The organism is Leptolyngbya sp. 7M, assembly GCF_018128485.1.
The window spans coordinates 2,052,259-2,065,419 of record NZ_CP070897.1; the positions used below are offsets into that span (position 1 = coordinate 2,052,259).

The 13,161-nt window shown below is 50.4% G+C and carries 10 protein-coding genes, 2 tRNA genes and 3 rRNA genes; 10 read left to right on the top strand and 5 right to left on the bottom strand.

What is annotated here, in order from left to right; all coding sequences use genetic code 11:
• Positions 1-214: 214 nt before the first annotated feature.
• The 5 genes from JVX88_RS09725 to rrf all read left to right on the top strand — a co-directional run bounded on the left by JVX88_RS09725 (position 215) and on the right by rrf (position 5,395).
• A 16S ribosomal RNA gene (locus JVX88_RS09725) occupies positions 215-1,704 on the top strand.
• Positions 1,705-1,820: 116 nt separating this feature from the next.
• Positions 1,821-1,894 (top strand) — tRNA-Ile (locus JVX88_RS09730).
• Between the two features lie 57 nt (positions 1,895-1,951).
• Positions 1,952-2,024, top strand: a tRNA-Ala gene (locus JVX88_RS09735).
• 309 nt (positions 2,025-2,333) lie between these two features.
• Positions 2,334-5,214 (top strand): 23S ribosomal RNA (locus tag JVX88_RS09740).
• A 64-nt stretch (positions 5,215-5,278) separates the two neighbouring features.
• Positions 5,279-5,395 (top strand): 5S ribosomal RNA (gene rrf / locus JVX88_RS09745).
• Together the 16S, 23S and 5S rRNA genes with 2 tRNA genes alongside form the textbook arrangement of a ribosomal RNA operon.
• A gap of 193 nt (positions 5,396-5,588) precedes the next feature.
• Here the strand turns inward: rrf and JVX88_RS09750 are convergent.
• Positions 5,589-5,747, bottom strand: coding sequence for a hypothetical protein (locus tag JVX88_RS09750; RefSeq protein ID WP_211627133.1), 159 nt, complete (start codon positions 5,745-5,747; stop codon positions 5,589-5,591).
• 51 nt (positions 5,748-5,798) lie between these two features.
• On the opposite strand from JVX88_RS09750, the gene JVX88_RS09755 reads away from it, so the two are divergent.
• Positions 5,799-6,329 carry a hypothetical protein gene (locus tag JVX88_RS09755; protein ID WP_211627134.1) on the top strand — a complete coding sequence of 177 codons (531 nt, stop codon included), beginning with the start codon at positions 5,799-5,801 and terminating at the stop codon, positions 6,327-6,329.
• 50 nt (positions 6,330-6,379) lie between these two features.
• Here JVX88_RS09755 and JVX88_RS09760 read toward each other — a convergent pair whose 3' ends face one another.
• Positions 6,380-7,663 (bottom strand): hypothetical protein, encoded by a 1,284-nt coding sequence (locus JVX88_RS09760; protein WP_211627135.1) that lies wholly within the window; start codon positions 7,661-7,663, stop codon positions 6,380-6,382.
• Positions 7,664-7,868: 205 nt separating this feature from the next.
• Here JVX88_RS09760 and glmM point away from each other — a divergent pair, with 205 nt between their 5' ends.
• The 4 genes from glmM to JVX88_RS09780 are packed head-to-tail and all read left to right on the top strand — an operon-like array spanning position 7,869 to position 11,145.
• A complete protein-coding gene (gene glmM, locus JVX88_RS09765; protein ID WP_211627136.1) occupies positions 7,869-9,221 on the top strand; it encodes a phosphoglucosamine mutase in 1,353 nt (450 codons plus the stop codon).
• A complete protein-coding gene (locus JVX88_RS09770) occupies positions 9,221-9,529 on the top strand; it encodes a hypothetical protein (protein ID WP_211627137.1) in 309 nt (102 codons plus the stop codon). The genes glmM and JVX88_RS09770 overlap by 1 nt, the downstream gene beginning before the upstream one ends.
• Before the next feature lie 6 nt (positions 9,530-9,535).
• Positions 9,536-10,690, top strand: a complete 1,155-nt coding sequence (gene aroB, locus JVX88_RS09775) for a 3-dehydroquinate synthase (protein WP_225931373.1) — start codon at positions 9,536-9,538, stop codon at positions 10,688-10,690.
• Between the two features lie 47 nt (positions 10,691-10,737).
• Positions 10,738-11,145, top strand: a complete 408-nt coding sequence (locus JVX88_RS09780) for a hypothetical protein (RefSeq protein WP_211627139.1) — start codon at positions 10,738-10,740, stop codon at positions 11,143-11,145.
• A 192-nt stretch (positions 11,146-11,337) separates the two neighbouring features.
• On the opposite strand, the gene secY is transcribed toward JVX88_RS09780, so the two are convergent.
• From secY to rpmD, 3 genes are all read right to left on the bottom strand, one after another.
• A complete protein-coding gene (gene secY, locus JVX88_RS09785; RefSeq protein ID WP_211627140.1) occupies positions 11,338-12,285 on the bottom strand; it encodes a preprotein translocase subunit SecY in 948 nt (315 codons plus the stop codon).
• A gap of 75 nt (positions 12,286-12,360) precedes the next feature.
• The gene (rplO, locus tag JVX88_RS09790; RefSeq protein ID WP_211627141.1) at positions 12,361-12,834 is read right to left on the bottom strand and encodes a 50S ribosomal protein L15; all 474 of its coding nucleotides are present in this window, start codon (positions 12,832-12,834) and stop codon (positions 12,361-12,363) included.
• A gap of 83 nt (positions 12,835-12,917) precedes the next feature.
• The gene (rpmD, locus tag JVX88_RS09795; RefSeq protein WP_211627142.1) at positions 12,918-13,121 is read right to left on the bottom strand and encodes a 50S ribosomal protein L30; all 204 of its coding nucleotides are present in this window, start codon (positions 13,119-13,121) and stop codon (positions 12,918-12,920) included.
• Positions 13,122-13,161 lie beyond the last annotated feature (40 nt).

The window sequence follows — 13,161 nt, forward strand, 5'->3', positions numbered from 1 at the left end:
TTAATAAAGCGGTGAGGCGAGCGCGAGCGACGAATCGAGAGAGGAGTTAGCGAAGCGCGAACTAAGCTGTCTCGAACCTAGAAAAGAGAATAGTTTGGAAGCCAGAATAGCACTATTATTCCGTCAAAGCAATAGGGCTTGAGTAGCGATACTTGAGTCAATAGAATGAATCCGGGATAGGAAAGGTCCTGGAGTATGAATCAAACACTCTAACAACATGGAGAGTTTGATCCTGGCTCAGGATGAACGCTGGCGGTCTGCTTAACACATGCAAGTCGAACGGAGGTCTTCGGACCTTAGTGGCGGACGGGTGAGTAACGCGTGAGAATCTGGCCTCAGGACGGGGACAACGACTGGAAACGGTCGCTAATACCCGATGTGCCGAGAGGTGAAAGGATTAATTGCCTGAGGATGAGCTCGCGTCTGATTAGCTAGTTGGGGGGGTAATGGCCCACCAAGGCGACGATCAGTAGCTGGTCTGAGAGGATGATCAGCCACACTGGGACTGAGACACGGCCCAGACTCCTACGGGAGGCAGCAGTGGGGAATTTTCCGCAATGGGCGAAAGCCTGACGGAGCAAGACCGCGTGAGGGAAGACGGCCTACTGGTTGTAAACCTCTTTTGATAGGGAAGAACACAATGACGGTACCTATCGAATCAGCCTCGGCTAACTCCGTGCCAGCAGCCGCGGTAATACGGAGGAGGCAAGCGTTATCCGGAATTATTGGGCGTAAAGCGTCCGTAGGTGGATATTCAAGTCAGTTGTTAAAGCGTGGAGCTTAACTCCATAAGGGCAATTGAAACTGAATGTCTAGAGTGCGATAGGGGCAAGGGGAATTCCCAGTGTAGCGGTGAAATGCGTAGATATTGGGAAGAACATCGGTGGCGAAAGCGCCTTGCTGGGTCTGCACTGACACTGAGGGACGAAAGCTAGGGGAGCGAAAGGGATTAGATACCCCTGTAGTCCTAGCCGTAAACGATGGATACTAGGCGTTGTCCGTATCGACCCGGGCAGTGCCGTAGCTAACGCGTTAAGTATCCCGCCTGGGGAGTACGCTCGCAAGAGTGAAACTCAAAGGAATTGACGGGGGCCCGCACAAGCGGTGGAGTATGTGGTTTAATTCGATGCAACGCGAAGAACCTTACCAGGGCTTGACATGTCGCGAATCCTTGTGAAAGCAGGGAGTGCCTTCGGGAGCGCGAACACAGGTGGTGCATGGCTGTCGTCAGCTCGTGTCGTGAGATGTTGGGTTAAGTCCCGCAACGAGCGCAACCCTCGTTTCTAGTTGCCAGCATTGAGTTGGGCACTCTGGAGAGACTGCCGGTGACAAACCGGAGGAAGGTGGGGATGACGTCAAGTCAGCATGCCCCTTACGTCCTGGGCTACACACGTACTACAATGCTGCGGACAAAGGGCAGCGAGCTAGCGATAGCAAGCTAATCCCATAAACCGTGGCTCAGTTCAGATTGCAGGCTGCAACTCGCCTGCATGAAGGCGGAATCGCTAGTAATCGCAGGTCAGCATACTGCGGTGAATACGTTCCCGGGCCTTGTACACACCGCCCGTCACACCATGGGAGTTGGCCACGCCCGAAGTCGTTACTCCAACCCTCGGGAGGAGGACGCCGAAGGCAGGGCTGATGACTGGGGTGAAGTCGTAACAAGGTAGCCGTACCGGAAGGTGTGGCTGGATCACCTCCTTTTTAGGGAGACCTGAACCCAACTTGATTGAACCAATTTGGACTAAATCAAGCTTGAGGTCATCCCAAGGTCGGTCGGAATGGGTGCTAGGGCTTTCAAACTATTTGGTTCGAGGAATGGGCTATTAGCTCAGGTGGTTAGAGCGCACCCCTGATAAGGGTGAGGTCCCTGGTTCGAGTCCAGGATGGCCCACCTTAACAGGAGATTCGAGTTTCGACGCTAGTTCGAGATTCAAGACTCTTGGGATATGGGGGTTTAGCTCAGTTGGTAGAGCGCCTGCTTTGCAAGCAGGATGTCAGCAGTTCGAGTCTGCTAACCTCCACTGGGTAGGACGCCCAAGCGAGATTAATCAAGTTAGTGAATGAAGTTTGCATGTTGTGAATGGATTTGCTAGTATGGTTAATTGTGCGTGAGATAGAGATTTCAGCAATTAGTCTTGAGGCATCGTGAGATGAGGTCAAGATAGCCTGCTGGGATTGGTCCAGCGAGAACCTTGAAAACTGCATAGTGAACAATGTCAGGTAGAAACCTTAGTGACACATTGTTGGTGATGATTGGGCGAAGGTTCAGTCGGGCTAATGAGGTGACATTAAGCGGAAACAGACACCAATGTAGATTGAAAGAATCAAGTGGTCAAGCTACAAAGGGCTGATGGTGGATACCTAGGCACACAGAGGCGAAGAAGGACGTGGTTACCGACGATATGCCCCGGGGAGCTGGAAGCAAGCCTTGATCCGGGGGTTTCCGAATGGGGCAACCCTAAAGATGGCCGTCTGAATCCATAGGACGGCACAAGCGAACGCAGCGAACTGAAACATCTTAGTAGCTGTAGGAGAAGAAAGAAAACTCGATTCCCCTAGTAGCGGCGAGCGAAGCGGGAAGAGCCTAAACCAGAAGTTTTAACTTCTGGGGTTGTGGGACAGCGATATGGAATCTGGCCGCTAGACGAAGCAGCTGAATACTGCACCAGAGGAGGTGAAAGTCCTGTAGTCGAAAGCGTAAGGATACTAGCTGGATCCCGAGTAGCCTGGAGCACGTGGAATTCCGGGTGAATCAGCGAGGACCACCTCGTAAGGCTAAATACTCCTGTGTGACCGATAGCGAAACAGTACCGCGAGGGAACGGTGAAAAGAACCCCGGGAGGGGAGTGAAATAGAACATGAAACCATCAGCTTACAAGCAATCGAAGCCCGATTAAACGGGTGACGGTGTGCCTGTTGAAGAATGAGCCGGCGACTTATAGGCACGGGCAGGTTAAGACGAGAATGTCGAAGCCAAAGCGAAAGCGAGTCTGAATAGGGCGAGATGTCCGTGGTTATAGACCCGAACCCGGGTGATCTAACCATGGCCAGGATGAAGCTTGGGTAAAGCCAAGTGGAGGTCCGAACCGACCAATGTTGAAAAATTGGCGGATGAGCTGTGGTTAGGGGTGAAATGCCAATCGAACCCGGAGCTAGCTGGTTCTCCCCGAAATGTGTTGAGGCGCAGCGGTCATGATTATAGTCTGGGGGTAAAGCACTGATTCGGTGCGGGCTGCGAGAGCGGTACCAAATCGAGTCAAACTCTGAATACCAGATGAACACATGGCTAGTGAGACGGTGGGGGATAAGCTTCATCGTCAAGAGGGAAACAGCCCAGACCACCAGCTAAGGTCCCCAAATCACAGTTCAGTGATAAAGGAGGTGGGAGTGCATAGACAACCAGGAGGTTTGCCTAGAAGCAGCCATCCTTAAAAGAGTGCGTAATAGCTCACTGGTCAAGCGCTCCTGCGCCGAAAATGAACGGGGCTAAACTGTGTACCGAAGCTGTGGGATATATCTATCGATGTATCGGTAGGGGAGCGTTCCGTGGTAGTTAGAAGCATTAGCGAGAGCAGATGTGGACGAAACGGAAGTGAGAATGTCGGCTTGAGTAGCGCAAACATTGGTGAGAATCCAATGCCCCGAAATCCTAAGGGTTCCTCCGGAAGGCTCGTCCGCGGAGGGTTAGTCGGGACCTAAGGCGAGGCCGAATGGCGTAGTCGATGGACAACCGGTCAACATTCCGGTACCGATTTTGGATTGTGCAGAGGGACGGAGAAGGCTAGCACAGCCGCATGTTGGTTAGCGGTTTAAGCATTCGAGGCGATGAGAGACGGCGAAAACGTCTTGAGCTGAGGTGTGAGTACGAGAGTCTACGGACTCGAAGTGTGTGATGTCAAGCTTCCAAGAAAAGCTCTAACCACGTTAATCCAAAATTGCCCGTACTCGAAACCGACACAGGTGGGATGGTTGAGAATACTCAGGGGCGCGAGATAACTCTCTCTAAGGAACTCGGCAAAATGGCCCCGTAACTTCGGAAGAAGGGGTGCCAGCGAGAGCTGGTCGCAGTGAAGAGGCCCAGGCGACTGTTTACCAAAAACACAGGTCTCCGCGAAGTCGTAAGACGATGTATGGGGGCTGACGCCTGCCCAGTGCCGGAAGGTTAAGGAAGTCGGTTAGGGAAACCAAAGCTGGCGACCGAAGCCCCGGTGAACGGCGGCCGTAACTATAACGGTCCTAAGGTAGCGAAATTCCTTGTCGGGTAAGTTCCGACCCGCACGAAAGGCGTAACGATCTGGGCGCTGTCTCGGAGAGAGGCTCGGCGAAATAGGATTGTCTGTGAAGATACGGACTACCTGCACCTGGACAGAAAGACCCTATGAAGCTTTACTGTAGCCTGGAATTGGGTTCGGGCTTTGACTGCGCAGGATAGGTGGGAGACTAAGAAGTTGCCCTTGTGGGGGCAATGGAGTCAACAGTGAGATACCACTCTGTCAAGGCTAGAATTCTAACTCATTGCCGTGACCCGGCATGGGAACAGTTTCAGGTGGGCAGTTTGACTGGGGCGGTCGCCTCCTAAACGATAACGGAGGCGCACAAAGGTTTCCTCAGGCTGGTTGGAAATCAGCCGCAGAGTGTAAAGGCACAAGGAAGCTTGACTGTGAGACTGACAAGTCGAGCAGGGTGGAAACACGGTCTTAGTGATCCGACGGCACTGAGTGGAAGGGCCGTCGCTCAACGGATAAAAGTTACTCTAGGGATAACAGGCTGATCTCCCCCAAGAGTTCACATCGACGGGGAGGTTTGGCACCTCGATGTCGGCTCATCGCAACCTGGGGCGGTAGTACGTCCCAAGGGTTGGGCTGTTCGCCCATTAAAGCGGTACGTGAGCTGGGTTCAGAACGTCGTGAGACAGTTCGGTCCATATCCGGTGCAGGCGTAGGAGCATTGAGAGGAGCCTTCCTTAGTACGAGAGGACCGGGAAGGACGCACCGCTGGTGTACCTGTTATCGTGCCAACGGTAAACGCAGGGTAGCCAAGTGCGGAGCGGATAACCGCTGAAAGCATCTAAGTGGGAAGCCCACCTCAAGATGAGTGCTCCCATGGCATAAGCCAGTAAGGTCACGGGAAGACAACCCGTTAATAGGCACTAAGTGGAAGTGCAGTAATGTACGAAGCTGAGGTGTACTAACAGACCGAGGGCTTGACCTCTTACATTGGTAAATTACGTTCACTATGCAGCCTTCAGGGTTCATTCTTGAACTCAACCCGTTTTCCTGGTGCCTATGGCGGTGTGGACCCACGCTCATCCATCCCGAACTGAGTGGTGAAACGCACCCGCGGCGAAGATAGTTGGAGGGCTGCCTCCCGCAAAAATAGCTCGGTGCCAGGTGATTTATAGAAAGGACTCCTCATTTAAGGAGTCCTTTTTGCATTCATACACTCTTAGTAGCAAGACGAAATCGTTTTTAATAAATGGCTCTGTTGATTTTTGGTTGAAGTGGGGCATGTTGAAAATAGAGACATAACCTAACCAAATCAGGGGGCATCTCTTATGTCAAGTGTTGGATTAAACAAATGGATTGTTAGTGGCCATCTAGCAGCAGATGCGCATTGGCGGTGTTTGCCGCTCCCGTGTTGGCATTCGTTCTGTTGGCCGGCGTTTCGGTTGAAGAACCACCGCACGCGGCAAATGCTATCGAAATAACGAGACTAAAAAGAAGAAAGTAAAATTTTTTATTCATATTTCTGTTTTGCCTGAAATTAACCTTAGAATTATAGGAAAATCGACGATCATGGACAAATATCATGAAACTGAATATCGACGGATCTTCTTTATTGAAGATCTGCCGGAGCCATTGACAAGATCAAGTACTCATCTACAGATCTTCGACAATTATTTGCCGGGAACAAGGCTCAGGCTGCGCTCGATCCGTGTGCCTGAAACAAAGGAGTGGATGTATCTATTTCAACAATCGATGCCGGCATCAGATGTCGTGAACGGTGTGCGCCACATCGCAGAAATTCGGCTGAACAACGCAGAACACACATTGTTAGAACATCTGGAGGGCAACGAGATCCGCAAGAATCGATATTTTCTTGACGTCGAAGGTGTAAGGGTTGAATACGATGTTTACTTGGGTCCGCTTTGGGGATTGAATCGGGCCATCTATACGTTTTCTTCAGAAAGGGAAATGAGCGAATTCGTGCCAGGAAATGGCTCTGATCTGGAGATCACAAACCAAGGCGATCTGCAGGATGAACAGATCTACGACAAGGATTTTGCATTTATACAAGAACGCGTTGCGGACCTTGTCGGCTCATAGAAATTAAAAAGGCGGCATCTTTTGCCGCCCTTCCGGATCAGATAAAGCTTTTACCGAGCACGCGGCGTCATCGGAACATGTGCTTCTATCGAATCGTAGATCTGCAGGTATATCCTTGTTTCTCTTGGGATCAGAGATGCCCAATTCTCTCCGCCTCGCGTTATGTAACCAGGAAGACGAGCCGGATTCGAGTTGTAGCCGGCAGCTAACAGGTGCTTCTGTGTGGCAAAACCCGAGATCATCGCATTCTGAACTGCCGGGCTTCGGGCGAGGTCATTCCAGGTCCGTTGCATATAAAGAAGCATCGCCTGCGAGGCATTGATGTGGTTTCGCATTCCTTCGACGAAATCTTCCATCAAGCCGACATTGGGGTGCCACGATCTTACCATTCGATATGTTGACGGGATCATCTGTACCATGCCGCCTGCTCCTGCGGTGCTAACAGCATAGCGATACGTATCACCTTCGTTCAGAGCGAATAAGGTATAAATGTCGTCATAGATCTTTGAATGCGGTTCTGTTCGGAATCGGAGATGATCTACATGCTCGACCGCAGCAAGCCGCTCAGCAATATCTGCGATAACCGGGTCGATCCTTATGCCTTTTTCGCGAAGTCTCTCGCGTGCTATCTCGATCACGTTCCGAACATAAAGCTTGCCCGCGTTAACCACTTCAGGTGTTACCAGACCCGGATGCGTGGAAACATAATAGGCAGTTTCCTCATATCGGCGATTCGTAACACGCGGGTACTGAACAAGCAGAGGAAAATGTTGGGTGCCGTCCGGTTCGGTAATGATCACGGGTGTATTGACGCCGTTGCCGCGAATGGTGCGAACAATTAGCGGCTTCCCGTTCATCGAGGTCACGTATTTATCACTCGCGGTCGAAAGGAAGGCAGCCTTTTCAAGCGTTACAAAGTCGATATCCTGTGTTCGCTTATCAAGGAAAGCGACGCGTACCATCTCCACACCCTCATAAATGCTGCCCGCCGAAGCTATCGTGATCGGGCGGGTCTGCAGCTGGCGCTTTGCATCGGCAATAAGAGATTTGATCTCTCGGAAGCTTAAGTTCTCTGCATTTTTTACTTCGCGCGGACGTTGCAGCGACGCATTCTGCTGTCCGGCTCCGACGACCACGGTTGTTTGAGCTGGCTCTATCTCATTCGCTTCGGAGGAAGCAGTCTTGCCGACAACTATCGGTGTTGGCCGCGGAGACGGGATATTCTCTGTTATTACCACACGGACCGGCGTCGGCGTCGGCTCAACAGCAGACTGTCCCGCGGTAGCGAGTGAAAATGAGAACGACAATGCGATGCAGAAAACTACTCTGACCATAGGCATAAGTATTTAGGAGAGAATGTCTCGTGATTTACGATGGAATCGAGGTATGAAGGCCCCGGTAGTATATAGATTCCACGATTCAACAAAGAGTTGTCAAATCAATTTGATCAGTTTATCGATAGCACAAGGAAAATTTATGGCAATGGGATTTTGTCATTGGCCTGCTTCCTGCAAAAATTGAATATCAATTTACTTTGAGATGATTGGAAAACTATTTGGAACGGATGGAATAAGGGGAAAGGCCGGCGAATGTCCGTTGGATGATCGTTCGGTATTTGGTATCGGAGCAGCTCTGGCTGAATTCTTCAGGCAAAGCACGTCTCGGGAGCCGAAGTTTGTAACTGGTCGGGACACGCGCGAATCAGGACCTCATATCGAAGGCCTGCTCCACGCGGGTATGAAAGCGCGTTCTGCGAATGTAATATCTGCCGGCGTCATAACTACGCCGGGTGTTGCATTTGCGGCACGCGCCTTCGAACAAGATGCCGGGGTCGTGATCAGTGCCTCACATAACCCGTTCGAGGATAACGGAATAAAGATCTTTCTCCCAAACGGACATAAAGCTCCCCCGGAAACTGAAGACTTTATTGAAAAGGCCATCGGAGGATCAGATCTGATATTGCCGATAGATGCTCATCCGGTTGGAATAGACGAGCGGATGTCTGATGAAATCCATAAAGGATATCTCATTTTTCTCGCTAGCCGGTTCGAAGGACTTGACCTGTCAGGGAAAAAGCTCGTCATCGATTGCGCAAATGGGGCTGCATCGGGTTTTGCTGATCAGTTATTCAGCGGTTTTGGTGCAGAGGTCGTTACCATATTTGATCAGCCCACGGGTCGGAATATAAATGCAGGATGCGGTTCGCTTCATCTTGGACCACTTCAGTCGCGGGTAATTCAGGAAACGGCATTCTGCGGCATTGCGTTTGACGGCGATGCGGACAGAGCACTTTTTGTCGATGAGAATGGGGAAATAGTAGATGGCGACTCAACGTTATGGGTTATCTCCCGTTTATTGAAAGGTTCCAGCAAACTAAAGAATAGAACTGTTGTTGCGACCGTGATGAGCAACATTGGGCTTGAGATAGCGCTAAATAAAGAAGGCATTACATTGGTCCGAACCGCGGTCGGCGACAAGTATGTTCTTGAAGAATTGCTTCGGAGCAATGCAGAGATAGGTGGCGAGCAGTCAGGGCATATCATCTATCCGGAGGTTAGCATCGTTGGCGATGGAATGCTTACTGCTCTATTGATGCTGAATGCGGCAGTAGAGAACCAAGCGAGTTTTTCAGATCTGACCAGTGGATTCCAACGGTTTCCTCAGACGCTTGTTAACGTGAAAGTAAGAGCGAAATTGCCGTTTGCGGAAAACGATCGCATCAGTATTGAATCTGCTCAAGTGGAGGAACAGCTTAAAGGCCGCGGTCGGTTGCTTCTTCGATATTCAGGCACCGAGAATCTTGCGCGGATCATGATCGAAGGTCCAGAGGAGAACGAGATCGCTATGCTTGCGGATCATTTGGCTAAGGTGATCAAAGAGGAATTAGGCTGATGTTTACAGTACTCTATAGGTGGCGGATCGAGCCGAGCCAAGAGGACGACTTCGTTGAAGCATGGGAACTTGTGACCAAGCATTATGTCTCAAACTTTGGAGCGTACGGGTCACGTCTTCATCGCGGCAGCGACGATATCTTTTATGCCTATGCGCAATGGCCAAGTGTTGAAGCTCGCCAGATCGCATCGGGTGACGCGGAAATGTCCTTCGCTCGGCAAACGATGTCCAGGGCGGTGACAGAAGCATTTCCTGAGGTCCAACTGGAAATAATTGCCGACCATCTTCAGACACAGAACATTAGTTGAAAACAAATGGATCACGAGATCACTGTAAAAATCTCCCGGAAAAGCACAAATTACCCAATAAAGGTAGGATCTGGAGCTCTTGCGGCGGTGCCACGGTGGGTGAATGGTAAGTCAGGGCAAAGACATCAGAAAATCTTTCTGATATCGAATAAGCGTGTTTTCGGTTTTTATGGTGATAGTTTATTGAAGGAGTTGGACCGATCATCATTTGATACGTATATCCATCTAATTGGTGATGGTGAACGCTTTAAGGACCTTAGGACCATAGGTCAGCTGCTTGATGCATTCGCGCAAGCAGGTCTCAAACGTTCTGATCTTATATTAGCCCTCGGCGGCGGTGTGGTAGGTGATGCAGCAGGATTTGCTGCTTCTGTCTATCAACGCGGTATTCCCGTCGTTCAGATTCCGACCACGCTCGTTTCAATGGTCGATTCATCCGTTGGTGGGAAAACAGGCGTAAATCTAAGCTTTGGAAAGAATCTCGCCGGGACATTTTCTCAGCCTGATGCGGTTTTCGTAGATATCTGCCTGCTTTCCACGCTGCCGCGGCGGGAGTTGAATGCCGGGGCGTATGAAGTACTTAAACACGGTATATTGTCTGGTGGGAAGCTGTTTTCGGCTAGTGTAGATACACTGCAAGTCATTAAAAAAAAGGGAGTAAAGGAAGTTCTCACGAAGGATGTGCTGCGTGAGCAGATGAATGCCCTGATCGCCGAACAGATACGGTTCAAGGCTCGGGTGGTTCGGGGTGACGAGATGGAGGATCCGGCTCGGACAGATCCGCGGTCAAGGAAGATATTGAATCTTGGACATACCTTCGGCCATGCTCTTGAAAAGGTGACCAATTACCGATACCTAAAGCATGGAGAAGCGGTCGGCTATGGACTTCTATTTGCTGCGGAACTATCAAAAAAGCTTGAACTGCTAGATAAAAATACGCTAGAATTGTTGAACGATGTTGTGCATCGGGTCGGTGTTCTGCCGCCGATAAAACACATCGATCGAGACGAACTATTGAATGCCTTTCAATCCGATAAGAAATCATCCCCGAACGGCATCAACTGGGTGGTTCTCAAAGACATCGGAAAGCCCTTGATCCTGTCGGAAAAAGACATCGGACGAACTGCAATAAGCCACACTCTTAGAAAGTTTGTTTCGTGATCTAACCTTAGACTCCTATGTCGCCTGAAGTATAAGGAGTGTCAGAAATGAAAGAACAAAATTACGAATCGTACTCCGAGCGCGGAAGCGCAGGTGTAAAGTTTCTTGCAGTATTTTTATTGATCGTTCTTGTAGCAAACGCGGGGTATAACTACATTCCGGTTGCCTATGATGGTGCGAGTTTCAAACAGGAAATGGATGTTGCTGTCGTAAAGGGGCTCGCCGCCAGCGGTAACATAAAGCCTTTGGAAGCCGTCAAGGCGACGATCCAAAAGGCGGCGTACGATTACAACGTGCCGTCCGATGCTTTTATCGAGATAAAGCCCGCCGGCGGTTATATTCAGGCGCATGTTGTCTATTCAAAGCCTGTCAGCATACTACCCTTCGGTATTTACACATATACCTATAACTTCGATTATCGGGCTGTTCCGAGCGGTTATCTGACAAAACAATAATGCTATGAAGCCAGCGCTGCCTTAACGCTTGCTGGCTGGATCTGAATAAGCGAGGGCGGAGCATCGGCAAGCCACGTACTTGGACAGACTCCGCAGATCGTACATTTTTCAACAGCAGGGCAAGGAAGGCTCGAGAGTGATTCTCGGGCTTTTTCATGTTCGTTTCGAAGGAATCCGAAGGATAATCCGGGATCAACTATGGTCGCCGCCATGGAACTGCTGAAAGAAGGCGTGAACCCTGGACAGCAAAGAATTCGGCTCGTTCGGGTCCGGCGGGAATGCGGTCAGTAGCGTAGTCGGCATCGCCAGCACGGATGACGCAAAGATCACCGGGATAACACCGCCCATGTTGATCTTCAGCGGAAGACTCGTTTCTTGTCCGCGGAATGTTTGGTTTCCGATGCGTCGGCTTGCATAGCTGATTGCGATCTTGCGCCTCGCGGATTCCACGTAAACGATCAAAGCGATCAAAGCGATGAGCACCGCAACAAGGAAAATAACACCAAGCGTTTGATACGGATCACCACCCCTTACCCTATCCGATACCTGAATGACCGCGTTCGGAAGTCCGATAACTATACCGGCAAAGATCAGCAGCGAGATACCATTACCAACGCCTCGCTCCGTGATCTGCTCACCGAGCCACATTACAAAAACAGTTCCGGTTGTAAGCGTAACAACTATCATCGCGGTTGCCCACCAGCTTTCGGCAATGATACCGTTCCGGCTGAGCCAGGTCGCGACAAAGAAGGTCTGCACAAGACACAGGACCACTGTCAGATAGCGAGTGTATTGATTCAGTTTCTGACGCCCGACCTCGCCCTCTTCCTGGATCTTTTTGACCGCAGGCGAGAGCACCGGCATCAGCTGCATAATGATCGATGACGTTATATACGGCATTACGCCTAGAGCGAATACTGATATCGTCTGAAAGTTACCGCCTGAAAACAGGTCAAGCACGCCCAAAAGCGTACCGGCAACTTCACCCCATACCCTTTCAAGCTGGGCTTTATTAATTCCCGGCGCCGTTACGTGAGCGCCTAGGCGATAGATGGCAAGCATTCCAAGCGTGAACAGAATCCGCTTCCGCAGCTCCGGAATGCTGAACATATTTTGAATTGCGGCGAGAAACTTCTCCATATACTTCCGCTAATTTGTCGCAATAGCTGCGCTGAACCTCAAAAAATCCATAATCAACCAAATACAAAGCGGCATTTACGCATCAGCAGCAACAGCCTTTGCTATCTCACTGATGCTTCCGCCTGCCTTTTCGATCTTTTCTTTTGCGGTTTTCGTGAAACGATGTGCGGAAACCTTCAGCGATTTGGTTACATCGCCGTTCCCAAGTATCACAAGATCGTGTTTCGCTTTCTTGATCAGCCCCCGTTCATGAAGTATTTCAGGGGTGATCTCATCTCCGGCATTGAAATTAGCATCTATCTTCGCCAGGCTGATCTCGATCCACTGTTTCTTGAACTTATTTGTGAACCCACGTTTAGGCAGACGTCGCTGCAAAGGCATCTGGCCGCCTTCGAAACCTGCCCGGCTACTGTATCCGGACCGTGACTTCTGTCCTTTGTGCCCGCGGCCTGCGGTTTTGCCAAGCCCTGATCCTGGACCTCTTCCTACGCGCTTCTTTTTATGGGTCGACCCCGGAGCTGGTTTGAGATTATTAAGTGATAATGCCATTTTTGCTTCCCCTTTTCAGGAAATACCTGCCGCCTGCCACACGGAGCATAGCTCTGAACGTATTTGGCAGCTATCCTCTTATTTTATTCCACTATCCGCAACAGGTGCGGTACCTTTGCCACGATACCCCTCATCGAAGGTGTATCAGGCCGCGTAACTTTTTGATTAAGTTTTGTGATACCTAGGCTTTTAACAATATCCTTTTGCTTTTGCGCGTAGCCAATCGAGCTACGGTAATATTGGATCGTTATCGTAGCCGCCTCATTTTTCTCTGTCTTCTTTGCCATCTTCATATTCCGGACCTGAAATCGCTTGCGATCAGTAGAC